Below are 22,811 nucleotides of genomic sequence, written 5' to 3' on the forward strand. Positions count from 1 at the left end.
CACTGGGAGTAAACCCGACGATTCGCCCCCAAAAAGTTCGGGAGATATCCGCCCATTTTTTCCACCTAGCCGACGCCGGCGGTGCTGAAGAGGTCAGCGCACTGCGCTGCTTCCGCGCCTTCGGACAGCGGCACGGATCGGTGCTCCACGCGACGCGCTTCAGCCTGCCAGACCGCCAGGCTTTCGTCGGTCACGCCGGCGAGCGGCGTCACGCAGTCGGCGGTCGCTGCAGCCAGCCGCGCGGCGCGCAGATCCTCGTAGAACAGATCAGCGCCGGTGAACGACCGCCCCGCCTCGATCGCCGCAACCGCCGTTGAGCCCGACCCGACGAAGACGTCGCAGATGAGATCCCCAGGGAGCGAGTAGAGAAGGATGGCACGCTTGGCCAGGCGAACCGGGAACTGGGCAGGATGAGCTCCATGAACTCGGTCGGGATGGTTCGCTCGAACCGTCGGGATGTCGCTCCAGACGTCCGTGGGCCACGCCCCCAACGGGTGGCCGGAGAGCTTGCCCTTGTTCGGCCCCTTGTAGGCGCGTTTGCCAGGTTGCTGCTGCGGCTGGCGCGCGGCGTTGGGGTTGAACGTCGGCACAGGCCCCTTGCTGAAAACCAGGATCGTCTCGTAGCGGTCGGCTAGGCGCCGCGCGGGCGTTAAACCGTGTGGCTGCACCCAGACGACTCGGCTCTGGAACGTGAGGCCGGCCCGGCGCAGATCGTCGAAGAGCATCACGTCCATGGGATAGAGCCCGCCGTGATCGTCTGATGTCTTGCCGACGTTGAGGCACACCACGCCGCCAGGCCGCGTCGTACGCGCCAGCTCACTGATGACCTGCATGAGCCAGCCGTGGAAATAGGTCAGGGCCAGCGCATCCGCGCCGGCGGCATTGCCGTACCGCTTCCCGAGGTTGTAGGGCGGCGAAGTCATGTGAACCTGGACGCTGTCGTCTGGGATGGCGGCGAGGAAGTCGAGGACGTCGGCTTTGGCGGTGGAGTCCACGATCGAACTCAGGAAGTCGATCTGCTGCTGGCGGCGTTCGGCCACGCGCTGGGCGATGCGGGCCTCTGTCTTCCGTGCGCCGGTGCGGAGCGCAGCACGGTAGATCGCTCCCTTGGACAGCCCTGTGATGGTCTGTACTTCGGCGTAGGTGCGTGTCGCGAGGAGACCCGCGAGTGCGGCGTCGTCCAGCGGGCTGGCGTCATCGGCAGGCACTGCAGTGCCTGCTTGCGTGGTCTTCATGGAAAGCCTCCCGGTGCGGGCGATTCGAGCACGTGTCCGGAGCTGGTCAGGCCGGCCTCGCAACGGTGGCGAAAAGCTCAGGTGCGGCCTCGGGCGCGCGAAAGCGAAGGCCGTTCGCGCAAATCGTCGCGCGGTAGCGATGGCGGGACCCGCGCTTGGTCAGGTGGAGGCGCACCGTACCTGTCGCCGGGTACACCTCTTCCACGATGCCGGTGGAGTAGATCGTCTGGTTGATCTCGACATCGCGAAGCCGCGTCCCCGGCGAGAGCCGGAGTTCGGCGAGCCGCGCCGCGGCCGCCGCCGTCGCTCGTTCGCGCTCGACGGCTTTGCGGGCGACGAAGATCTCCATCCCAACCATGCGATCCGTGATACCGTCGAAGGTCGGCGTGTCGCACCAGCCGTCGCCGCGCTCGTGGACGCCCGCAGCACCATCGAAGATCCACGCTTCGCAGGACTTCCGCCCGTCAGCATGGTGCCTGTAGACCAGGGCCCAGGTGCCGCGACGGCCCGCCTTCAGCGTAACGCGCAGGGCATCGAGGCACGCGAGTCCGTCGGCTCGATTCTCGTGCAGGTTGACGTGCAGGTCGGGAAGCCTGCGCTCCAGTGCCGGGTAAGCGGAATCCCACGCGGGGCGGCAAGCGGCCTCGAAGGCGTCTTGGTAGAAGACCTTGCCGTCGAGGGCAGCTTCGATCGCTGCGCGCAGGGCGGGAATCGCGAGAAGGTGACTGGCTTCGTGGTGCATGGACTGGCTCCGCCAATGATGGTCGGAGCCAGTCTCCCTTGGTCGTGCAACCGCAAAAGATAGCGAGGAATCCGATTCGCTAGCGCTACTTGGGAACCCTAGGGTTACGCTGAGAAAGCCCTTCAAACCATGTCGCGACGGGTTCATCCCTCAATGCTGCCACCGCGAATGCGGTTGCTACGTCTGTGTCGATCACCGAGGTTACCACCCGGGTAGGCACCACGAACGGTTCTTTCGCATCATGCAAAGAAAATGCGTCCATTGGTTGTGGCTTACGCCGCATTCGTTCGACGACATCGTGGACAAAGCCGTCGACCAATAGAGCTTCTTCAACCGGGGCAGGTCCAGGTTCACCTCTTGCGACGGCGTGCATGCCCTCAAGGACTTCCGTGATCTCGATCTGTTGTCGATTGAACAGTAATGGGTAGTCCGTCACTCCAGCATCGATAGCCTTGTCGTATTCGCCTAACACGAGCCATGCCATGACGGCTCCCTGTTCCATCTGAAAATCATCCAACGGCAGGTAGTCGACGGCGGCTTCGAGATGGTTGGCCAATGCGACGATATGACCAAGCTCAAGCGAGCTTAGGGCTAAGGCGTAGGATGCACCGCATATAGCCTCGTCCAGGCCTAGCGTGTCGCGAAGTTCCATGGCACGAACCCTGTCAGCGCCGCGCGTCCCCTCCAATGTAGCGATGATCTCGGACGATCTAGCAACGATGCGCGTAAACCATCCTGCTTTACCCGTGTAGTAAGGATCACTGCCATCCGGTGATGGCACGAACCGCACGCCATCCAACATGGCTAGCGCCAGTAGCGGACAGAGCGTGAGAGCCGCATAAAGCAGCGTTGCAGCGTGCACTGGATCGGTCGATGCCCCTGGTAAAACACAGTCCTGCAGGAACTCATTCATCACGTTCATCCCTGTGCCGATTCGCTCATCGTCATCCATCTGGATGGCAACCTTCGGTTCGAGCACGCGATCAAGCAACACGGTTAAACACACCGACGTAGCGTCGCCCGGCGCTATACGAATCGCGCCCTTCAGTGTGTTGTAGTTGGGAAACCCGTGCATCTTCGCGACGGCCTCAAGCGCATGCGTTTGCTTGATATGCGTTCCGCCTTCTTGGAGAAAGGAGCGCAAACGCGTGGCCTGTTGCTTGTATCGAGAAATCTCCGTCTTCTCTTTCATATGTCACCCCTATCCCGGAGGTTGTCTTTGTGGTGCCCGCGTTGCCACTCAGCCTCCAGCGTGGAAGTGAGTTTGTTGAATCAGATGGTGATCGGAGCCGTTTGCCGTGCGCCGTAGCGCTGCGGGCGGACAGGTGGCAGAACCTTGGATGATTCTGGCACCGCCACAGCCGGATTACCATGGTTGGTTCGGCTTCGCCATCCAGCCCAACAGCCAGTCGAAGTGAACGGGGTGCGCGGCCCAGGCACGGTGGAGTATCGCCGCATGGTGCGCCTGTTCCTCCTCCGACCCCAGCCTAATTGCTTGCTCGGAAAGCTCGCGCGCGGAATAGAGGGTCTGTGCCATGAATTTCGGCACCAACGGCTCAAGACGCTGCGCTTCGGCGAATGCCGGCACCCCGACACGGGCTGGAGCCCCGCTGATCCTGAGAGCAAGCGTCTCGGCCCAGGCCCAGAACTCGCGCCGCTGGTTTTTCGACTTCGCCCACTTCAGCCACCGGTTCACAGTACCTAGGTCGCCTACCATCAGAGCGTGCGCGACGACGTAGTATCGCAGGCCGCTGCCGTCGCGCTTGTCGAGTTTGAGTCCTTTCGCCCGGAGCGTATTAGCGCAGCCGTAGCGGCCCGCGTCGTCGAGCAGGCCGGAGCACATGGCGACTGCGACCATATGATCTCTCTGCTCGCTTGATCCGATTGACCAGTGGGCTTCCGCGCCGGCTCGTGGCAGCGCCGATGGCGCCAGAAGGCGCTTGGCGACGTCTTCCAGGATGCTGCCGAATGCGTTGGCGTCCGTGCTTGCAAAGCTGATCAGGAACAGGATGGCAAGCAGGTTCCGTGGATCTAGGTTCAATGCTTCTGTCAGCGAGTCGTGCGCAACCTTGAGCCGCCCATGATCGGTGGTGCGACCCAGGGTCTCGTAAAGGTGATTGCGTGCGTTGTCCACCAGGCCGGCCGAGCGCTCCGCCTGCGCATCACTGATGGGGCCGTGGCGGGTTGCCAGTTGTTGCAGAAATGCGAGGTCGCGGTCACTCCGGCGGCTGAAGCATGCGGTCATGGTCTTCGAGCTCCAATGAGGTGGACCTGTGCGGCTGCCTTCACGGCGAGTGTATTTCGGCTGAAGTGTGCCTGATGGGAACGTCGCGTGGGATCCCGGCTGCCGTCGGCGTCGGCGGAGAGAGGCGGCCAGCCGCGCGCACGTCGAGGGCGTTTCCCCCATCGCGCAGCTTTTCCGCCATTGCGAGGAATCGCTCGCGATCCTCAGTTGCCGTGCGGACGCGGAAATTCTCGTCAACCACGCCATTGGCGCGAGCCCACTGGTTCCAGGCAAAGCTGCGCCCCAAGCCCACTGTGGTCTTGGAGCTTGGGAACCGGTCGGCGTTCTTCACCAAAGCCTCCCAGGAGTCGCCAAACTCCACCTCGTCGAATCGGCTATGCCGTCCCGTCAGGGCACGACGCTCCATGATGAGCGCGCGCTCCATGAGGTCGGGGTGCACGGCAGCGAGCCAGTAGAGTTCCCACACCTTCGAAGCACTGCAGAAAAAGCAGCTCGACTTCACGGGTACGAAGGAAGGGCCCAGCGTCGCCGCGATCGCCCGGATACAGTCCTTGCGCTCCCAGCCCAGCAACTGCAGCGGGTAGGCGTAGTCGAACTCGCCGCCGCCGGCGCTGAGACTGCCTGAGCGGCGCAGATCCGCTCTGCCGCAGTCGTATCCGATGAGCTTGAGGATGCGCTCACCTTTGGCCTTGGCCTCTAGCCACAACGGATGTGGCGGGCGGGCGTTCGGCCCAGATCGGACGCCGCGCAGGAATCCATCCTGAGGCCCTTGCTTCCACTTGATCGAACAGCTCTTCATCCCGAAAGCGATGCTAGGCATCGTCTGATTTGAAAGGCAGTTCGTCTCCAGGGAGTCGTAGCCTGTCGACGGCAAGGTGGTCTTGCGAACCACGGTGACTGGCGACCAGCCCCACGACTCGAGCACATGGCTCATCGCGTCGATGTGGACGAGGGTCTCGGGCTTTTCTCCTCCCGTGTCGGCAAAGGTCGACAAGCTCACGGTCAGCCCGGCCGCGCGCAGCGCCACAAGCATCGCCGTCGAGTCGACGCCGCCGCCGAAGCATGCTACGAGAAGGCGCCCGCCGAGGGCCTTGCGAAGTGTCTCTCGCTCGGGAGTCGTCAGGAGACTGGCGAAGGAATCCGACTCGGCGGCCATCGCGGTCACCCGGGGAAGGCGCGGCGGTAGGCCGTGACGGCGAGCTGGTCACAGATGCCCTCGCGTCCTGATGCGTGATCGACGATAGCGCACCGGATCTCGCGGCGGATCATGGCGACGGCCGCTTGCGACGGGGTACCGGCGCCGGAAAGCTGCTTGTCGATCAGGCGCAGGGTGCCGATCAGGACCGCCTGCGCTTCGGCGTCAAGCTGCGGCAGACGCGGGCTCGTGCGGGAGACGGCCGGCGGCGCGTCCGGCGCGGTCGTGGCGTTGAGGTACTCGGCAATGCTGGCTGCACGATGCTCGCCGCCGTAGCAGTCGCATACGACGGCGTCGCCGTGCATCACGCGCCAGCCCGAGGTAAGGATGCCTTTACCAAGGTTTCGGGTATAGCTCTGTGCGATGTAGTTGTGGCTGACGGTGCTCATGGCGCTGTCCGTGGTGTCGATGTGTATCGATCATCGCGGGCTGCGGCGTGGTGAAAAGTTGGCGCGGATTCCACAGCCGCGGTGCGCCTTGCCGGTAGCGGTTGATCAGCTGACGGGGGTGGCCCAGGCAGAGATGAACTCGCGCAGTGCCGCTTTCAGTGCGTCGCCCTCCGGTAACCGATTCGGTAGCCGGTGCCGGCGCTCCGGAAAGAGCCGCCACAGCGCCTCGCCCAAGCCAGTCTCCGGGGACAGGGTTTCTTCGACGAGGCTTTCGACGCGCGCAGCGACCGGCCGTTTTCGCTCAGCCGCAACCAGGTCAAGGCGGCGAAAAAAAGACTCGTGGGTCTGTTGCCAGTGCACGGCGCCGCGTGTGATCCGGCAAGCGAAGCCCCCAAACGCGGCGGGGCATGCATTGTCGGCCCAGGCGCTTCCTTGGACGTCGATGTGCGGTACCGCGTCCACCGGCATCTCGAACAGTGCCGCTTGCATGACGGATGACCATTGGAGGTCACCATGCCGGATGAGGCCGCGTAGCGTCTCGACGAAGGGCTCGAACGAGTACGCGGAAAGGCCTGTCGCTTCGAGCAGTGCCGACCAGGCATCCCCGAAGGGCATGTTGCGGTCGACTATCAGGCGGCACGGGGTCTGCCCCTGCGCGGTGTGGAGGTATAGGTACCCATGATCGCCGGTCGGCGTGCTGGCGAAGTTGCACGCCTGGAAGGCCAACCGATGGTATTCGCGAACGTGCTGGGGTGGCAGAAGAGTAAGAACGGTTGCAACGGTGTGGTTTGGCACGGCGCGTCCCCTCAAAGTGTGACTCTGAGGATCTGCGGCGATGGGGTGCTGCAAAGTTCGCGATCGTTCTGCGCCGGGGAGCCGTTACCCAATGATTCGGCCTGAACGTCCGAGGCGAATCGCTGTCGCCTCAGCCTCCTTGAGGGCCGCGTCGGGCCAGTCGACGCGGCCAGTCACCCTGATGCTGGAAATGTCGGCGAGGCAGCCGCACACACCGCTCCCAGCCACATGAGTGGCCTCTTCGCGCAGACAGTAGCGAAAACGTACGCCATCGCGCTCGAAGGCAGCCTCGAATAGGAGGGCGTCGATCACCTCTGACCAGCCTTTGGCTGCCGGTGGCGGGGCAGCCGCACGCAACCAGGCGTTGCAGCGGTAGGTACTTCCCCGATACTCGAAGATGGCGCCGACGGAGGGTGCGATGTACTGCGGATCCAGTGCCGTGCAGGGCGTCTCGTCGGTGGGTCCGGTGGTCGGGGTCATGGCGGTCTCGAGCTGAGTATCGATCATGCATCGATCATCGTGGGTCCTCGCATGGCGAAAAGTTGCCGTGTAGGCCAAGGCCGCCGTGAGCCGCGGTTGCGACAGTTAATCTGTTGGCCGACCTTCGTCTCGCCATGGTCGCCCGAGGTTGCAGTTAGAACGCGCTGCCGTGACGGCCACGTGGCAACTGTGAAAGTCCACGGCGCCATCGGCTGGCGCCAAGTGGGCTGGACCGCGGCGGCCACCGACCCCACCGCCTTGCGCGGGCGCACGCACGGCCGTCAGCCGGCGGGCAGCGGCCCGCTGGGGTGGGGGGAGGCTTGCCGCGCGTCGTCGAACGGGGTGTCCACCTGTTCCGACTGCGCTGCCTCCAGCAGGGCGATGATCTCCGGGCCGAAGGTGTCCGCTAGGGACTCCGTTCGTGCCTGCAGGCGCGCGAGCAAAGCAGCCGTCGCCGGGCGCTCGATGCCCCGCCGCAGGGCGCGGCTGTACATCAGCGCGTCCATCAGCTCTTCGTCCAGGTGTTGCAGCCATTGCAGCGGCGTGAGGTCGCCGCGATCGACGGTGGTGCCGTACTTCAGCAGGCCGACGCGTTCACGGGACTGCATGGACTCCATGATCGCGGAGAGCGCCCGGCTCGGCGCCGGTGTCGCCCCGGACGCCGGCGGCGACACCGCCAATGTCGTGCCGGTCTGGTGGCAAGTGATCCGGACCAGTGTTCCCGCAACGAAGATCAGGGTGTATTCCTGCCAGCCACGGTTGACCGGCTCGACGGTGTAGATGCTCAGGTTCCCGTCGTAGGCGAGATCGCCAAGCGGCCTCGGCACGCCATTCCAGTTCGAGGAGAAGGTTCGGTGCAGGCGCCCGTCCGGCGTCACCGTATACCCGTCACCGACGCAGTCCAGCGACTTGGACTGGAATCCCGCCCCGACGAAACCGTCCGGCATCGTGCGCCGGCACTCCACGTTGTCGAACATACCCATCGGCGTGACCTCACTGCGTTGCTGTTGATCCGGCCCGTTCACGGGCAGGTGACTTCTTCGGTATGGTGTTTCTTGTGCTTACCGATCCAGTAGACGGCCCGACGCAAGGCCATAGCCATTCGACGCTCCGTCGTCACAGGCCAACGACCGCGGGAGCTGGTCGGCCGCCTTGCGTCCCACGCCACGACCATGGCATCGCTGTCGCCGCGGAAAACATCGGGACGTTTCTGCCCAGGGCTGGCCGGGGTTACGGCTCAGCTCGGCGCGCGGGTTCGCCCGAAGGTGAGCGCCAGCGGGCACACGCCGCCGTCCGGCTTCGCGGCCGGCACGCCCATGAGGTGGGTCGCCACGACAAGGAGCGTGCCGGAGCCCAGACCAACACGGCGAACCAGGCGATATGGTTTCCGGCAGCGACGCGTCACGGATGCAAACCACTCGCGCGCCTCGTCATCGTCAATGCCGCTGCGCACGCTGCGACCGAATGGCAGAGCTGGCACCCATTCGGCGCCCCGCTGCCGTTCGATCACATAGGGTTCCGTGCGCGTGGCCTTGACTTGCAGCCGACGAGGTGGCGTCTGGTTTGTGGCGGTCATGCGGCGCTCCGGCAAGTGGCGGTCAATTCCAGCGTCGCAAGCGAGCCGCGACCGAAAAGATCATTTCGGTTGTGATCCGCCACGGCTCATCTGCCGAACAGATGATTGATGTCTTCGGCAGACCAGCTGAAGGTGGCCTCGCCCTCGCCGCTGAGGATTGCGTCGGCCAGGTCGGCTTTGCGCGCCTTGAGGAGTTCGATCCGCTCTTCGACGGTGTCCTTAGCGATCAGGCGGTACACGTTCACGGCCTTGTCCTGCCCGATCCGATGCGCGCGGTCGGTCGCCTGATCTTCCGCAGCGGGGTTCCACCAGGGATCGTAGTGGATCACCGTGTCCGCTGCGGTCAGGTTGAGGCCGACACCTCCGGCCTTAAGTGACAGCAGGAATAGAGGCACCTCGCCCGACTGGAACGCGTCCACCACGGCGCCGCGGTTGGTGGTCTTGCCGGTGAGCATCACGTAGGCGATGCCGATTTCCTGCAGGCGCGTGGCGATCCGGTCAAGCATGGTTGTGAAGCTCGAGAACACCAGCATGCGGTGGCCTCCATCCATCGCCTCCTGCACCAGCTCCATGAGCGCATCCATCTTCGCGCTGCCCTTCACCTGCTTGGCCGAGGCCATCGGCGCCAGCGCGGGGTCACAGCACACCTGACGGAGCTTCAGGAGCGCCTCGAGCACGGCAATGCCGCAGTTGTTCAGGCCACGCTCCGCGATGGCCGCGAGCACGGCCGCATGCTGGGTCGCTCGCAGGGTCTCGTACAGGGCGCGCTGCGCCGGGGCGAGCTCCACCGAGACGGTGCTGACGGTCTTCGGCGGCAGCTCGGCCGCCACCTGCTCCTTGGTCCGCCGGAGCAGGAACGGCGCGATGCGGCGCGCCAGTGCGAGGCGGTGGAGGTCGGAGCCGCGCTTCTCGATCGGCGCGGCGATCGCACGGTTGAACGCCTTCTCGCCGCCCAGGAGGCCCGGCACGGCCAGGTCGAGCTGCGACCAGAGATCGAGTAGCCGATTTTCGAGAGGGGTGCCAGTCAGGTTGACGTGGCGCGTCGCCTTGAGCCGACGCAGGGCTTTCGCCGTCGTCGTGCGAGGGTTCTTTGCGTTCTGGGACTCGTCGGCGACCACCAGCGCGAAATGCTGGGACTCCAGGCGTTCGACGTCCTTTACCGCGATACCGTACGTAGTGATCAGGACGTCGGCCTCGTGAGCGCGCTGGTGGACGCGTTCCCTTCCGGTGCCGTGCAGGATCTCGACCTTCAGGCTCGGCGCGAAGGTCGAGCAGGCCTGCGCCCAGATGGGCGCGACGGAGGTTGGCACGACGACCAGCACCGGCTCGTCGAGACGGCCGTTGTCCTTCAGGTGCAGGACGTGGGCGATGAGCTGCAGCGTCTTGCCGAGGCCCATGTCGTCGCCAAGCACACCGCCGATGCCGGCGTCCGCGAGCGCGTTCAGCCAGCGCAGGCCCTCGCGCTGGTAGTGGCGCAGCTCGCCGACGAAGGCGGGGGACGTCGTCGGCAGAGGTTCCTGATCGATCGCGACGAGGCGTTTCAGCGAGTCGCGCACGACGCGGAGCGCTGGAGGCGCTTCAGCCCCAACCTCGTTCGCCGCCAGCGCCGCCTGGATGCGCGTCAGACGGATCTTGCCGCCGGCGCGGCGGTCGCTGGCCTCGAGCCACTCGGCGACCGGCGCGAGCATAGTGCGCAGATCAGCCAAGGGGATGCGTACCAGGGCGCCATTGCCGAGCCGCACCGTCCAGCGGGCGCCGGACTCCTCGCCGGGCGTTGGCTTCAGCGGGAATCGCGGGTCCGCCAGCGTCGCCGCCATCACCTCCGCCAGCGAGTACTGCACGCCGTCGACAGTGATGCCTACGTCGAGGTCGAAGGCGTCGTCACTGGACACGGAAATTGTGTGGAACGGCCGGGTCTCGATGTCTTGCGCCTGAAGGGCCTCGCTGCGGATGACGCGCATACCGGCGGCCTCGCACAGGTCGAGCGCCTGGGCGAAGTGCTGCACGTCGTCGGGCGGCACACTCGACGCATTGCCGCACTGGACGGCGTCGCTGCGGCGTCCGGTTCCGCCCAGCACGCGCCGATCAGGCAGTGTGAGGCCCGCCGCGAGGATGGCCTCGTACGCCGCATTGTGGCGCTGGTGATCGCGGTGGATCCGCGTCAGCGTGGACCGGGTACGGATCTCGACGACGCCTTCGGTGTTGAAGGCGGTCGGCGAGACCTCCGTCCCGTTGTAGTCGAAGGTGAGGATAGCGGCAGGGTAGTCCGGACCGTCGGGGCTCTCGACGATATGTCCGCGAAGCACGGCGGTGGCCGGGCCGTGTATATCCCGGGTCGGCGCCACGACGCTTGGCAACGGGATGACGGACTTTGGTCCCGCGAGGGCCAGATGCGTTTGGAGGGCATGGACCTGTGTCGACAGGACAACGTGGCGGGTACGGTGCACCTTCTCGAGCAGTGCCTCGTCGCCCAGAACCCGGCGCATGACGCGCGTCACTCGATCGAAGGCCCACAGCCCCTTCAGGCGGATGAGTTCGTCGACCACCGTGCCCTGAGCGTCGGCGAGGAGCAGTTGCTGGCTACCTTCATCGTCGCCCTCCACACGCACCCATTGGGGCGAGGGGACGATGGGCTCAGCGTAGATCATTGGGTGACTGCCGAACTGTTTCATGAAGACCCGCTTGCCGGACAGTAGGTCCTCGAAGATGGCTTCTTTGGCGTGGCTGTCGATCAGCGCGTGATCCTTTGGCACGCCCGGGCTGCGATCCCACGCCGTGTCCATCCGGGGGGCATACGCTTGCCGCAGCAGGGCGACTTTGCTCGCGTCGGCCAACGACAGTGCGTCGGGTCGAAGGTCGACGTCGTCCGCCATCTTGGTGGGACGGTAACCCTTGGGTTCCAGACCTGTGAGCGGTTCGTAGAAAACCAGGCTCACCGGTACCGAATGCTTCGTAGCGGCTGACGCCTTATGGGGCTTGAGCACGAGTCCGAACGTGGTCGAGTGCTCGATGGGTGGCCGGGCGCGATCGAACGCCGGGTCGCTCCAGCCCTTGCCCAGGTTGGTAAGAGTGGCGAGGAGACTCTCCGGCGCCAGGTTGGCGGCGAACTCGCGCAAGGCCGCCTCCCAGAGCACCAGTGCGTGAACGCACTGACCGGTACGGCATGGGCACTCGAAGGCCACGGTGGGATGGCTAGCTGTGCCGGTAACGCGCGCCCGGACCTGGAAGTCTGGATCCTGACCCCGGAAGCCGACCTTCGCCGCAACGACGACTTCGTCGCCACCCACGGACGTGAGCATGAGGTCGACGGCAGAGAAGTGGTCTGGGTTCTTGTAGTAGTCCGACCCGTAGCCGTAATACCGCTGTGCGGGCCGTGACGGTGCCTGCATGCGCAATCGCTCGGCCTGCACCTGGAGCTCCTTGGTGATCGTCCAGTTCGCGATACCTTCCGAGAATTCGCGGATCTTCACAGGACGGGCTCCAGCGGGCGGTTGCGGGTGGTGGGCGTTGGTGCCGTCGCCAGGGATGGTTCGTCAGGCGGCCGCCGGCATGCGCGGCTTGCGAATCTCGGCGAACCGCTTGTCGGTGCAGTACTCGACGAAGACGTCCGCGCACCGGTTGCAGTGCCAACTGACACGGGTGAAACCGTGATCGTAACCGGATCCCCAGTCGAAGAGGATGCCGCCGCACGCGCACGGCCGATGCGCGCGGGAATCGACCGGATCGTTCGCGTTGGCCTCGAGCGAATAGTTGATCGGGCCGATGCCCTTGTAGAGGAACGTGAGCGTGTCCATTACCGGGTCAGGGATCTTGCCGCCCAGCGCCGCCTCGACGACCGCGATCGCCCGGTGCGGGTATCCCGAGATCCACCAGTCCCAGACCTGGTACGCGGCGCGCTGGCTCAGACCCTGCCGCTTGAGCACGTCCTTTGCCCAACGGCCGGCGTACTGCCAGGTGCAGCCCGAGCGACCGCGGCCCAGGCGCCGGCTCTCGCCGAAGACGGTGAGCACACCGTCCTTGAACTGGGGGATGTACGGCGCATAGGCGTGCGCGGCGCAAAGGGCTTCGCTGGCGGCATGCCGCGCCGCAGATACCTCCGCGTAACCACGCCCACAGTAGCGGTGCGGCCGGCGCGGCGCCTGGATCGCCTCCTCGAGCTCCTCGATCGTCCCGGCGGCTTCGAGGCCGGCGATGTAGGCGGCCTTCGTGAGCCGGGTCGCCGTGTCGCTGGCGACGGACGGCTTGGCCGGGCAGGACTGGCTGCCTGATGCGTGGCTGTGGGTCATAGCGCACCTCGGTTGAGATGCCCCATGGTCTCAGATCCCCGCCCGCGGAAAAGTCGTGGCGGGTTACCTCGGGCAGGTCCCACTTGCTCGACCGAAGCGGGCGGTTGGCACACTCTTTTGTATGGCGACCGCCGGCCGAAACATCCGGATCACCATCGGCGCTGGCCGTGACTACCTACCGCTGTCCAGAAGCACGGAGCCGTTCTCGGAAGACGCGTTGCCCGACGCATACACACCCGGCCCGGCGTGGCCGTCCTCGCGGTGCTGGAGGACGATGCGAGCCCCATCGCCCGTGCCGCCCTCGCCCTTCGCGGCGACGAACAGCGCCAGTTGCGCGACCTGGCCGGCCGTCAGCTCCAGCGCGCCGCCCATCACGACGGGTTCTTCCGGAACCCACCCCAGCGCGGCCGCGTCGCGTACGGACGGCATTGTGCGTACGGCGATCGCCTCCTGGAATTCCTTCTCATTGGCGCCGCCGATGGGCACCACGTAGGCCAGCCGGCCGCTTCCGCCGAAGTAGACGGCGCGCCGGCCCACCACCTGCGCCTCCACGACGACGGTGTAGGCCGTGCTCATCGCCGCGCCGCCCAGGCCGCCGTAGCCCAGCGCGGTACTGCCCCAGACCTGCGGGAAGACGGTCACCAGGCATTCCTGCTCCGATGGTCGGCGCCGCCGTTCGATCGTCGGCCCCTGAACCTCGCCGGAGACGCGTTCGTCGGTGTAGACCCGGGCGCGCTCGTCGCGCGTCATCGCATCGAGCCACTCTCGGTGGCGCGGCCAGTCGCGGTCGAGGTAGACGATGATGGGAAGGTCACGCAGCCACCGCGTGCAGTGCCGCCGAAACGGCAAGGATCGGGCTTTCAGGGGCCATGGTTCGGTTCCTCGGGCGGGGTGATGGTCTTGGTCGGCGCGTCGCACAGCGGCGCGAGCCAGGTGCACCACATCGAACGTTGCTTGTGCCATCGGTCGATTTCCATTTCCATCGGGACTAACGCCATTCTCTGGCGGCGCTGCGCGCACAGAAGTTCGGTGAGGTTGCGTCAGCAGCGTGCGTCGACCTGCGTAGATGCACGCTGGTCGCCGGCGTGCGGGGTGCCACCAAAGTTCAGTCGGTCGTAGACCTCGCGTAGCGTCGATTCGTCCGCTACCCCCATCTCGATCGACGGGAACGTGATTCGGTAGAACCGGCGGCGCTTGTCGGCAATCGACAGATCCGCGAAGCGAGTGGTGCCGAACACCGGGAAGTCGCCGGCCGCGAAATCCCGCAGCGCGCCAAGCCGTTGCTGGCCGTCGAGGAGAAGCCCAGCACAGGGCCGTCGAACGCCCCCCTGATCCCAATCCCACTCGGTCGTGACGTAGTACCCCGTGCCCAGGCCAAGGAAGATGCCCTCGACGAACCGCACCTGCTGCTGGCGCGTCCAGACAGCGGGGCGCTGCCAAACCGGGAGGACGAGGCCAAGCAGGCTCCGCTCGCCCTCACGCAAGTGCGTTGCCGGCGCCATCCCGAGCAGGTGTTCGATGTTCAAGGCTCGGTCGCATCCGAAAAGGATGGGGGAGGGCAGGGAGGCGACCGAAGACTCGGCTGGAGGTAGCGTGGTAGACATGGCGGATACCATCAGCGGCGGGTACCGATCACAGTAGGCCAGTGAAGACGTGGCCAAAGATCACGCTACTTCCGGCGGAACCGTGGTCTGGTGGCGTGCGGTTCCGTACGCCACGCGGCTATCGAGCTTTCGCCTGGCCCATGTCCGTGGCGGCCAGCTACGTGGCGCCGTCCGCTCCGGGCCCGCAGTGCCCGCGCTTCCAGGCGGAGCGTGGTGCCTGGATCAAGGGGATCGTGAGCGCCAACAGCGCACCGGTGGCCACGGACGCGGCGGTCAGTGACGCACTTCCCAGCACGCCGAGGTGACCACCACTCAGGGCGGCGAGCACGCCGCCGAGGAGGCCGCTTCCGACCGCGATCCAGGCGAGGCGACGAAAGCCGGGCCAGTGGGGCGAGCTGTCGATGATGTCGAACGGTTCCCCGGGGAGCCTGTCGTATTGGGCGCGCTGGCGCCGTTGCCACGCTTGAATGTCGATAGCGGACGGTGTTCCGTGGGCGTATGACTGCCACTCGCCGGATCCCAGAAGGTCGTCGAACGACGGCAAGCGGTTCGGCCACGGCGCGGGGTGGACGCCGTAGGCGCGCAGCAGCGGTAGGGATAGGGAAGGATCCGCCAGCACGGCTAGCCAGCGACCGTCGAGCAGTAGTGCATAGAACCTCCCCGGGCCGGCTTCGGCCTCCAGCAGTTGGAGCCGATCGGCGCGGGGGAACCGCAGGGTGGTCAACGACGCCGGCATGAGCTCGGCGCCACAGGTGTCGCGGAGGTAGCGAACGCGGTTCTTGCCCTCGTGCATGGCGCCGATACCAAAGTCGGGTACCCACCAGCCCGAGGCAGCATCCGGGTCGGTTCGATCAGCCCGGGCGGGCGCCAGCAGGTAGGCGGCCAGATCCTCGCGCCCTGGCCGTGCCTCGGGCTCCGTCCAGCGCCAGGACATGCCGATGACGCAGGGCAGGGGTAGCCACTGAGCGAGGTCCTCGCTCGACTCCGGCTGCAGAAACGGCAGCGTTCTTGTCAGGATGCCGAACGGCCCGCCGGCGACCTCAAGGCGTTCACGGTCGATGGCTGCGACGAATCGCTCGGCTGACGCGCGGAGGCGAGGCGATTCAGGGCGTTCCGCCCGCTCGAGCAAAGATCTTTCGCTGAGGGCGTCCATCGGGTTCTCCTTGCAGTTGGCGGCGCCGCGCCCAGCATGCCACGGCTCCGACGGTGGTGAACCTGGCGCGCGATGGCTGGCGGCGGCAGAGCGGCGGACGTCGCGGCGTTAAAGCGCGTCCGGTGCAGACCGTCGTCGGTCCGTGTGGGGAAAGTTCACGCTGCGCGGGGGACGGCAGCAGGCAGCGCCCACTCCGCCGGCCCGGTGCGGACAGCGATTCGCTGCAGCGTCTGCCTAACCTTCTCCCGCCACCACTTGCAGGCGGTTGGCCGGTTTCCCTCGATCTCGCCGTAGATGTGTTCCAGCGTGGCGCGTCCGCCCAGTTGCGATAGGGCGGCGGTGGTCACGGCGACCCAGACCGAGCGCTCGCCGTTCGCGAGCAGCTCGCGGTAGCGGCGTTGCATCGCGGCCACCGCAGCCTGCTCGTAGTACAGGGCGAAGTTGAACAGTTTCCCGGCGACGCCTTTCGTCAGCACGGCGAAGCAGAGCGGATGGCTTAAGCCGGGGAAGAGGTTGCGAGGCAGCATGTCTTGGCGGATCGACCAGCGGGCCGCCAGGTCGACCACGGTACCCGCCGTTTGGAGTACGAAACAGGGCAGGACCAAGCCCACGCGCCCGGTTGGCGGCAGCAGAGCATGCGCTCGTTCCAGGAGTGCCTGCACATCAGCCAGGTGGAACGGCGGATTGCCGATCACGTGCGTTGGGCACAACGGCAGCTCGGCGGTGCGGAAATCGCCGACCACAACCGGTCGACCGCTGCGCCGGCGCGCCATTTCCGCCAATGCGGGATCGATCTCGACGCCGAAGGCCTCGATGTGCGCCGGAATGGCCTGGAGAAACGCACCCGTGCCGCAGGTGGGTTCCCAAACAACGTCGTCGCAGCGGAGATCACCGAGGTAGCGGTTGACCAGCGCTTCGGCGGCCCACGCCGGCGTCATGTACTGGCCGAGCGCAGCTGTGCGAGTCGGCGCCACCGCCTTCCTCGGCTCGCTACTGACGCTCCTCATGCCACGTCACCCCCATCACTGAACAGGCCGCGCGGCGGCTGGCAGCGGTACTCACGGAAGTCCTCAAGGGTTGCATCGCGCAGCACATCGCCGGCGGTGGGGGTGAAACAGCCGTCGCGCCAGTTGCGGCCGCCGCGAATGACCGAGCCATGAAGTACGCCCAAGCGCGAATCGCCCTCAGCCTGGTAGCACAGGGTGTTTTCGTTCCAGACGAAGTACCTGCTGCTGGTTGTCATGGCGCGCTCCGGAAGTGTGCCTTCAGGGTGACGCACGCGCGACGGCGGCAAAGAAAAGCCGGAATTCACTGCGGCACCGATCGGCGCCGCGGGCGCTTCTACCAGCTCGTCGGCAGCGGACGCGCGACTACGCCGGTGATAAGCCCATGGTCTGGCGTACTTCGGCGAGGTGGTCGCGGACGAACACGTAGACCTGGTCACGCACCTCGGTATCGCTCAGGCCCCACTGGATCACACCACCGATGATCACGTCCGGCAGCATCATGAACACGACCCGTTGTTGTTCATGCGTCGGGTCGGCCAGTTCCGGGATCTGGCTCGTCAGCACATCGCTAAGTGCATAGAGCTCGGTGTCGTCGGCCGGCGTCGCGTCCCACCAGGCGCGACGCACCGCATCTAATCGCTTGGTATCCATCGTGTTCCGCTCCTCGCGGCGCTCCCGGGCACGATCCACCTGTTCTGCGGTCGGCTGAACCTCCCGGAGCAGCTGTTCATACGGGACGCCTCGGCGGAGGGCCAGTTCCTGCAGAAAGGCGCTCTTGCCCGACCCCGAAGCCCCGAGGATCAGGGTGTGGTGAGTCACCCCGTCCTGGTTGAAGTGGGGCAGGGCGGCACCGTCGGGCGCGCCAAACGTGAAGACGTGCTTGGTCATGCGACTGAGCTCCAGGCGGTGCTGTTGTCGGTGCCGGGTTAGCGCGACCCCGTGGCAGCCGCGGTGTCCGTACCCGACTTTGGCCTCACGGCCTCCTCGTTCGCGAACAGCGTGTTGATGTCGACCGCTTCGTCCTGCATCCTCGTGCCCAGCTTGGTGCCGCTGTCGCTGATGCCGAAGCTGCCGTTGGCGAGGGGATAGACGTTGAAACGCTCGATGCCCATCGCGCGGTGGCGCACGTTGATGCGTTCGCCGCTGTCCAGGCGAATGGCGTTCAGGTCGCGGAACTGGTTCTCCAGGACCACGGCTGTCGCACCCTTCGGGTTAGGCATCCAGTCGATCTGCCAGAAGTAGTGCTGGTAGTTCGCCCGCCCGTCGCGGTTCCAGATGCTGCCACCGGTGCCCGGTTCGTCGATCGCCAGGTAGACGGCATGGCCGGTCTTGATGTTGAACAGGGCGAAGTCGTTGCTGGTGACCTTGCCGCGCACGATATTGAACAGCCCCTTCACGCCTTCGATCGGGTCGTGACGCTCGGCCTGGCTGATGTAGCGCTTCAGCAAAACGTAGTTCGTCGTCCCCACCGGGCCTCGCTGGAAAGTCGCCACCATGTACTGGGGCGGGAGCGCCTGGGAGACCACCGGCTTACCGAACTCGTAGTCGAAAATGGCCGTATCGCGCGCCATTACGATGCCCTTGCTGGTCGGGATCAGGATACGTCCACTCACCGTCTGCCCATCCACCGAGGTGAAGTGCTGGCCTGTGGGGTCGATGTAAAGCGAGCCGACCGTGATCGGAGGCAGGGTGGAGTGCGTATTCGTAAAGCGCACGTCGAACTGCCCCGCAGCCACCTGCACCAGGTACGTCACGTCGCCCGACAAGCCATCGCCGTCCCACTGGACGATACGGCCCTCGGGATCCACTACCGACTTGCCGTCGGCCACGAATCCGTCCGGACGCCATTCGAAATCGGTAGGTGCCCCCTGGGCGTGGCGCGCGTGCACCGCGGCGAGCAGCTGGTCGGCAGGGTTGCCTTGTGCGTCGGCGGTGGGAGCCTCGGGCTGGGACACCTGCGTGGTCGCTGCCGCCTGGTCTGTGGGAAGGCCCATGGCCAGTTTCACGCGCTGGGCCGGCGTCAGATCGCCGCCGACCTCGGACATGGCCTGCGCATCCGCTGCACGGGCCTGCATCTGGCGGTACTGCTGCAGCAAGGCCTCCTCGCGCTCCGGCGTGAGAGTGAGGCCACGCTGCCGATAGGCGGCCTGCATGTGCTCGACCAGCTGCTGCTCCTTCGCGTTCTGAGGGCCGGGGGTGGCCGGGGCGGTGGTGCCATCCGCAAAGGCGGCCGCCGCGCAGGCGAGGCCAGCCACCAGAACGAGTCCCTTCAAGATTCCCTTGCTCATCGCATTTTCCTTGTCCGAAGTGGATCGACGACTTACCAACGTGTGGCGGGCGCCACGGTCAGAGGCGGCAACAGCGCTGGGCGGTGGCCGTCGCTTCGGGTGAAGCATAGCCGACGGATCGGCCGGTAAAAGGTGAGCCATTTCCCGCCGACCCTAGGAACGACCACGCAGCGCGACAGCCGCCCACTGCTGTCAGCGCTCGTTGAGGTGTTGTCGAAGCTGCTCGGCCAGGCCGCGCATGTCACCCAGTAGGGTGCGGAGCTGCTGCGCAGGCATGCCGGCTGTTTCTCGCCTCAACGGGGACAGCAGCTCGGCGTTTATCGCCGCCAGCTCGGTAGCCTCAAGATGCTGGCGAGACTCCGGGGACCCGAATTGGAAGCGCAGGCGCACGTGGGCGTCGAAGGATTCGCCAATGCGAAGGCCGCCCAGGGGCCGGAAGCCGGCGAAGGCACAGGTTAGGTCGGGGCCGGTCGCCACCCCCATCACCATCGCGGGCTCCTGTGGGCCCGCGCCGTACCCCAGTCGGGCCACCAGGGACAGGCCAAGGTGCTCCGTCGCTGCAACGCAGCGGTCGACGGCCGCGAAGGGCGCGCACGCGAGCTCCACTACCCAACCGACGGCAGCGAGGTCATCCACGTCAACGGGGGTCACGCGGATCTCGGTCAACCGCCCGGCGGTGGCTACGGCCGCCGGTACCACGCCAGGCGCGGCCGGCTCGGCAGCGCTTGTCTCGCGCCATCCTCCCGTGAGGACGTGGAAGACCGCCTCGAGCACGCCGTTCCAGCGCGCTGGCGCGAGGTCTGCTGGCGTTGGAGTTGGGCTATCCGCAGGTGACATGCTGGCCTCGGCGGGTGTCTGGCTGTCGGCTCTGGACGAACTTTCGCACAACCCGCCAGCGTTTGCGGGGCCGGCGGGATCGGCATGGTCAGGGCGAACGGCTGTCCAGGGATGGCGCGAGCGTCCACGGCCGTCACGCAGCCGCGCGTGCCGGCCCGGCGAACGACAGGTCGGCGGCGGAGACCGCAAATTCCGAGCGACGCGCCGAGCCGCGTCGGGTCAGCGCCAAGCCGATATCGCCGGTCTCTGGATCGACCGACGTCACGATGCCGCTCGACCAGGTGTAGCAGTTGAACTGGACAGCCCGGAGCTTCATGCCCACTTCCAGCCTCATCTCGGCCAGCTTCGCGAGGGCAGCGGCGGTCTTGCGCTCCGTCTCGACCACGCGGCGAATCTCCCAGATCTCCAACGAGATCATCCGGCTGGCCATGGCGTTGAAGGTCGCCTCCTTGAGCCAGCCGTTCGACTCGTTGCGTACTCGCCCGTGGCCATCGTGCATGAGGGCGCAGAAGACCCGCCCGTGCGGCCCGCGGTGCTCGATTACCATCCAGTCACCGCGGCCACCGGCCTGCAGCTTCGGCTTCTCTGCCTTGCAGGCCTGCCAGAGACCGTCCCAGTCTTCCTTGCCTGGAACGACGAGGTTCGGGTGGCGCACCTCACGCACCGGAAGAGTGAGCTCCCAAGCTGGGCGGCAGGCGCCTTCGAACGCGTCGGTGTTGCGGATGCCAGCGTCGAGAGCCGCCTCGACAGCAGCGCGCAGGCCAGGCATGGCGATCAGGTGCGAGAAAGGCTGCATGGGTAGCTCCGGCGTGGGTGTCGAAGCCACAATGTCCGGCACGCCAGAGAAGCAAAGATGTCCGGTAGATGGGAGAGGCTCGGCCTGTCGAGATTCGAAGTCGCCGGCGCTCAACGAGTATGTGCCGCTTGGCCTCGGGGCGTCCGCTGTCGCCCGAACGTGAACTTGCCGGTGCTTCAGCCCAGGTGCGCGCCTGGCGTCCTCTGGCCGGTGCGCAACGCCATCCGGCGCGTCCCGTGACGACTCGCTCGCGATATTGGCGAGGGCCAGCACAGATGCCCAATCGGCCTCATCGTCCTGGAGGCGCGGATCGTCCCGCGCGACCCTCTGAGACAGCTCGATCTCCTTCCCGCTCAGTGCTTGCCTGTCGCGCGCTGCTGGACCAATGGTCCCACCAACTCGCCCAGGATGATCTGCAAGCCCTGGTCTGCCAGCTCGTAGGAGCCCTTCACTCCCACTGGATCCACGATACCCGCCTGCACCAGGCGACGGATGGCCGACTGGATGCGAGGCGTGCCCGGAGCGTCGGCGGTGGACATGAAGCCAGCCATCGCGCTGCGGGCCTCCGTGGTGTAGACCGAGCTTTCGCCGCTTGTGGCGAGCCACAGCACAACCGCGAGGTCCTCATCGGCCAGGCTGTCGATCAGGTCGGCATACTCGCCACTCCGCTTGCCATCCAACCAACGGCGGTGGGCTTCGTCGACGTCGGCGTCCCCGGCGACGAGCATGCTGCGGACCACCTCATTGAGGAACTGAGGCGTGTAGCGGAGCCTCGGGAAGAGCAGCTTTAGGGCGTCGCGATCGACTTGCAGGTTCGCCACGTCGGCCAGGTAGTCCGCACGGGAGTCGACGAATTCGTCGCCCAGGTTGGGCAGCGCCACGGACTCGGCGGAACGGAACAATGGGGCCTTGGCGCGCTGGAACAGGCGATTCAGGCCGTCCCGAGAGGATCCGGTGAAGATCACGCTCAGGCGATCCTCCAGATCCTGTAGGACCGTGCGAAACGCGGCGATGAAGTTCTCGTTGCCAGGCTCGGCCAGGGCCTGGAACTCGTCTAGCGCTAGCAGGGCGTGCTCACCGTGCCCGGCGATTCGGTTCAGGGCGTTCGCCAGGCGGTTCTCCAGGTTGGCGTCCTGGACGGGCGCGGCGTCGGAGGCCGGCACCCATTCACCCTCGATATCCACGCCTGGGGTGTGGAACTTGGTGCGAACGGACTTCAGGTTCAGCTTGGTGCCGAGCAAGCCGGTCTTTTTCTCCGCGTAGGCGATCGCTTCGAGGCCTTCCACGAGGCCCTTGGCGGGCTCCTTGCGGTTGCGCCAGAGGTCGACTCTGGCGGCGAACCAGCCGGACTCGTGTACGCTCGGGAGCAGCTCGTTGCGGACGAATTGGGTCTTGCCATGCCGGCGTGGCGCGAACAAGGCGACGTTTGCCCCAGACAGCAGCTGCCGCAGGATTGCCTGAAGCAGCTCAGGGCGGGGGAAGTACGGTAGGCGGTCGGGCAGGGCCATGGCGGTGAACCTCTCGGTTTAGCGCAGTTTCCGTGATCGTCATATTTCTAGCTGGTGCCAGCTAACTTTAGCTCGATTCCAAATTCCGTGCTAATTGCCCTGATGACGGTGCGTACACCAACCCGCGACGCCGGCTGTCCAGAGGCGACGCATCCGGGCACTGACGCGTTGGCGCCGGGCGGCTAGCGGGGCGTCCGGTGCGGACTCGACGAAGCCTCAGGCTGCCGCCACGTACCCATCGCCCGCGAGGTAGCCGGCGGCGTGCTCCGAAACGAACAGGTTCAGCGCCTCCGCCAGCGGCACCGGCACGTGGTACTTCACGCTGGTCTGGAATAGGCGGACGCCGATGCCGCCCACCTGCAGGCGGATGTCCGGTGACGGCATCCAGTTGCACCGCTCCAGTTCATCCAGCGCCACCCTGATCTCTTCCTCCAGTGCAGCCTTGTCGACGGTCGCATCGACCAGCGGGAGGCATTCCGCCAGCGCGGCGAGCCGACCTGACCTGTCGATCGAACCGTTCGTGCTCCGCCTGCCCGGCGCGGCGGGCCTTTCGCTGCTCCGGGGTTGAGCGTTGGCCGATCCGTTGCGCCAGCACCATGCGCGTCTCGCAGTACCCAAGCTCCGCCAACTTGGTGGCGGCGAGGTATGAGGGATCGAAGTTGCGGTGCTGGCGCG

The 22,811-nt window shown here is 66.1% G+C and carries 23 protein-coding genes; all 23 read right to left on the bottom strand.

The features are described from left to right. Positions 1-65 precede the first annotated feature (65 nt). The 23 genes from AC3WQA_RS00675 to AC3WQA_RS00785 all read right to left on the bottom strand — a co-directional run bounded on the left by AC3WQA_RS00675 (position 66) and on the right by AC3WQA_RS00785 (position 22,553). Complete coding sequence (locus tag AC3WQA_RS00675; RefSeq protein WP_369487987.1) at positions 66-1,235, bottom strand: DNA-methyltransferase; 1,170 nt, start codon at positions 1,233-1,235, stop codon at positions 66-68. Positions 1,236-1,281: 46 nt separating this feature from the next. Then, a complete protein-coding gene (locus tag AC3WQA_RS00680) occupies positions 1,282-1,977 on the bottom strand; it encodes a hypothetical protein (protein ID WP_369487989.1) in 696 nt (231 codons plus the stop codon). An 85-nt stretch (positions 1,978-2,062) separates the two neighbouring features. After that, entirely contained in the window at positions 2,063-3,169 is a 1,107-nt protein-coding gene (locus AC3WQA_RS00685) for a glyoxalase superfamily protein (RefSeq protein ID WP_369487991.1), read from the bottom strand. Between the two features lie 174 nt (positions 3,170-3,343). After that, positions 3,344-4,222 carry a hypothetical protein gene (locus tag AC3WQA_RS00690; RefSeq protein ID WP_369487993.1) on the bottom strand — a complete coding sequence of 293 codons (879 nt, stop codon included), beginning with the start codon at positions 4,220-4,222 and terminating at the stop codon, positions 3,344-3,346. A 40-nt stretch (positions 4,223-4,262) separates the two neighbouring features. Next, on the bottom strand, positions 4,263-5,378 hold the full coding sequence (locus AC3WQA_RS00695) for a hypothetical protein (RefSeq protein WP_369487994.1): 1,116 nt from the start codon (positions 5,376-5,378) through the stop codon (positions 4,263-4,265). 5 nt (positions 5,379-5,383) lie between these two features. Continuing rightward, the gene (locus AC3WQA_RS00700) at positions 5,384-5,806 is read right to left on the bottom strand and encodes a hypothetical protein (RefSeq protein WP_369487995.1); all 423 of its coding nucleotides are present in this window, start codon (positions 5,804-5,806) and stop codon (positions 5,384-5,386) included. Positions 5,807-5,911: 105 nt separating this feature from the next. Continuing rightward, a complete protein-coding gene (locus tag AC3WQA_RS00705; RefSeq protein ID WP_369487997.1) occupies positions 5,912-6,601 on the bottom strand; it encodes a hypothetical protein in 690 nt (229 codons plus the stop codon). A gap of 84 nt (positions 6,602-6,685) precedes the next feature. Next, positions 6,686-7,108 (bottom strand): hypothetical protein, encoded by a 423-nt coding sequence (locus AC3WQA_RS00710; protein ID WP_369487998.1) that lies wholly within the window; start codon positions 7,106-7,108, stop codon positions 6,686-6,688. A gap of 254 nt (positions 7,109-7,362) precedes the next feature. Further along, entirely contained in the window at positions 7,363-8,106 is a 744-nt protein-coding gene (locus tag AC3WQA_RS00715) for a hypothetical protein (protein ID WP_369488000.1), read from the bottom strand. 212 nt (positions 8,107-8,318) lie between these two features. Further along, positions 8,319-8,657, bottom strand: coding sequence for a hypothetical protein (locus AC3WQA_RS00720; protein WP_369488002.1), 339 nt, complete (start codon positions 8,655-8,657; stop codon positions 8,319-8,321). A gap of 86 nt (positions 8,658-8,743) precedes the next feature. After that, positions 8,744-12,127 (bottom strand): SNF2-related protein, encoded by a 3,384-nt coding sequence (locus AC3WQA_RS00725; protein ID WP_369488003.1) that lies wholly within the window; start codon positions 12,125-12,127, stop codon positions 8,744-8,746. Positions 12,128-12,190: 63 nt separating this feature from the next. Next, positions 12,191-12,943 carry a hypothetical protein gene (locus AC3WQA_RS00730; protein WP_369488004.1) on the bottom strand — a complete coding sequence of 251 codons (753 nt, stop codon included), beginning with the start codon at positions 12,941-12,943 and terminating at the stop codon, positions 12,191-12,193. Positions 12,944-13,114: 171 nt separating this feature from the next. Continuing rightward, positions 13,115-13,906, bottom strand: a complete 792-nt coding sequence (locus AC3WQA_RS00735; RefSeq protein WP_369488005.1) for a hypothetical protein — start codon at positions 13,904-13,906, stop codon at positions 13,115-13,117. A gap of 77 nt (positions 13,907-13,983) precedes the next feature. Next, positions 13,984-14,469 carry a GmrSD restriction endonuclease domain-containing protein gene (locus AC3WQA_RS00740; protein WP_369488006.1) on the bottom strand — a complete coding sequence of 162 codons (486 nt, stop codon included), beginning with the start codon at positions 14,467-14,469 and terminating at the stop codon, positions 13,984-13,986. Positions 14,470-14,704: 235 nt separating this feature from the next. Continuing rightward, positions 14,705-15,700 carry a hypothetical protein gene (locus AC3WQA_RS00745; protein ID WP_369488008.1) on the bottom strand — a complete coding sequence of 332 codons (996 nt, stop codon included), beginning with the start codon at positions 15,698-15,700 and terminating at the stop codon, positions 14,705-14,707. A gap of 155 nt (positions 15,701-15,855) precedes the next feature. Beyond that, complete coding sequence (locus AC3WQA_RS00750; RefSeq protein ID WP_369488010.1) at positions 15,856-16,674, bottom strand: class I SAM-dependent methyltransferase; 819 nt, start codon at positions 16,672-16,674, stop codon at positions 15,856-15,858. Between the two features lie 29 nt (positions 16,675-16,703). Beyond that, positions 16,704-16,943, bottom strand: a complete 240-nt coding sequence (locus tag AC3WQA_RS00755) for a hypothetical protein (RefSeq protein WP_369488012.1) — start codon at positions 16,941-16,943, stop codon at positions 16,704-16,706. Positions 16,944-17,070: 127 nt separating this feature from the next. Further along, positions 17,071-17,595 (bottom strand): hypothetical protein, encoded by a 525-nt coding sequence (locus tag AC3WQA_RS00760; RefSeq protein WP_369488014.1) that lies wholly within the window; start codon positions 17,593-17,595, stop codon positions 17,071-17,073. 38 nt (positions 17,596-17,633) lie between these two features. Next, positions 17,634-18,995 carry a hypothetical protein gene (locus AC3WQA_RS00765; RefSeq protein WP_369488016.1) on the bottom strand — a complete coding sequence of 454 codons (1,362 nt, stop codon included), beginning with the start codon at positions 18,993-18,995 and terminating at the stop codon, positions 17,634-17,636. Between the two features lie 192 nt (positions 18,996-19,187). Then, positions 19,188-19,769 (bottom strand): hypothetical protein, encoded by a 582-nt coding sequence (locus AC3WQA_RS00770; protein WP_369488018.1) that lies wholly within the window; start codon positions 19,767-19,769, stop codon positions 19,188-19,190. A 196-nt stretch (positions 19,770-19,965) separates the two neighbouring features. Continuing rightward, complete coding sequence (locus tag AC3WQA_RS00775) at positions 19,966-20,628, bottom strand: hypothetical protein (RefSeq protein WP_369488019.1); 663 nt, start codon at positions 20,626-20,628, stop codon at positions 19,966-19,968. Between the two features lie 353 nt (positions 20,629-20,981). Continuing rightward, positions 20,982-22,136, bottom strand: a complete 1,155-nt coding sequence (locus AC3WQA_RS00780; protein WP_369488021.1) for an ATP-binding protein — start codon at positions 22,134-22,136, stop codon at positions 20,982-20,984. A 216-nt stretch (positions 22,137-22,352) separates the two neighbouring features. Further along, the gene (locus AC3WQA_RS00785; RefSeq protein ID WP_492673261.1) at positions 22,353-22,553 is read right to left on the bottom strand and encodes a hypothetical protein; all 201 of its coding nucleotides are present in this window, start codon (positions 22,551-22,553) and stop codon (positions 22,353-22,355) included. Between the last annotated feature and the right edge of the window lie 258 nt (positions 22,554-22,811).

This window comes from Rhodanobacter sp. FW106-PBR-R2A-2-24, assembly GCF_058789615.1.

What these genes read in the sequence shown, in the direction of transcription:
- AC3WQA_RS00780 (WP_369488021.1), bottom strand. Translation starts at nt 22,136, where the DNA reads ATGGCCCTGCCCGACCGCCTACCGTACTTCCCCCGCCCTGAGCTGCTT.
- AC3WQA_RS00730 (WP_369488004.1), bottom strand. Translation starts at nt 12,943, where the DNA reads ATGACCCACAGCCACGCATCAGGCAGCCAGTCCTGCCCGGCCAAGCCG.
- AC3WQA_RS00710 (WP_369487998.1), bottom strand. Translation starts at nt 7,108, where the DNA reads ATGATCGATACTCAGCTCGAGACCGCCATGACCCCGACCACCGGACCC.
- AC3WQA_RS00735 (WP_369488005.1), bottom strand. Translation starts at nt 13,906, where the DNA reads ATGGCACAAGCAACGTTCGATGTGGTGCACCTGGCTCGCGCCGCTGTG.
- AC3WQA_RS00680 (WP_369487989.1), bottom strand. Translation starts at nt 1,977, where the DNA reads ATGCACCACGAAGCCAGTCACCTTCTCGCGATTCCCGCCCTGCGCGCA.
- AC3WQA_RS00720 (WP_369488002.1), bottom strand. Translation starts at nt 8,657, where the DNA reads ATGACCGCCACAAACCAGACGCCACCTCGTCGGCTGCAAGTCAAGGCC.
- AC3WQA_RS00700 (WP_369487995.1), bottom strand. Translation starts at nt 5,806, where the DNA reads ATGAGCACCGTCAGCCACAACTACATCGCACAGAGCTATACCCGAAAC.
- AC3WQA_RS00765 (WP_369488016.1), bottom strand. Translation starts at nt 18,995, where the DNA reads ATGAGCAAGGGAATCTTGAAGGGACTCGTTCTGGTGGCTGGCCTCGCC.
- AC3WQA_RS00760 (WP_369488014.1), bottom strand. Translation starts at nt 17,595, where the DNA reads ATGACCAAGCACGTCTTCACGTTTGGCGCGCCCGACGGTGCCGCCCTG.
- AC3WQA_RS00755 (WP_369488012.1), bottom strand. Translation starts at nt 16,943, where the DNA reads ATGACAACCAGCAGCAGGTACTTCGTCTGGAACGAAAACACCCTGTGC.
- AC3WQA_RS00675 (WP_369487987.1), bottom strand. Translation starts at nt 1,235, where the DNA reads ATGAAGACCACGCAAGCAGGCACTGCAGTGCCTGCCGATGACGCCAGC.
- AC3WQA_RS00685 (WP_369487991.1), bottom strand. Translation starts at nt 3,169, where the DNA reads ATGAAAGAGAAGACGGAGATTTCTCGATACAAGCAACAGGCCACGCGT.
- AC3WQA_RS00690 (WP_369487993.1), bottom strand. Translation starts at nt 4,222, where the DNA reads ATGACCGCATGCTTCAGCCGCCGGAGTGACCGCGACCTCGCATTTCTG.
- AC3WQA_RS00775 (WP_369488019.1), bottom strand. Translation starts at nt 20,628, where the DNA reads ATGCAGCCTTTCTCGCACCTGATCGCCATGCCTGGCCTGCGCGCTGCT.
- AC3WQA_RS00695 (WP_369487994.1), bottom strand. Translation starts at nt 5,378, where the DNA reads ATGGCCGCCGAGTCGGATTCCTTCGCCAGTCTCCTGACGACTCCCGAG.
- AC3WQA_RS00745 (WP_369488008.1), bottom strand. Translation starts at nt 15,700, where the DNA reads ATGGACGCCCTCAGCGAAAGATCTTTGCTCGAGCGGGCGGAACGCCCT.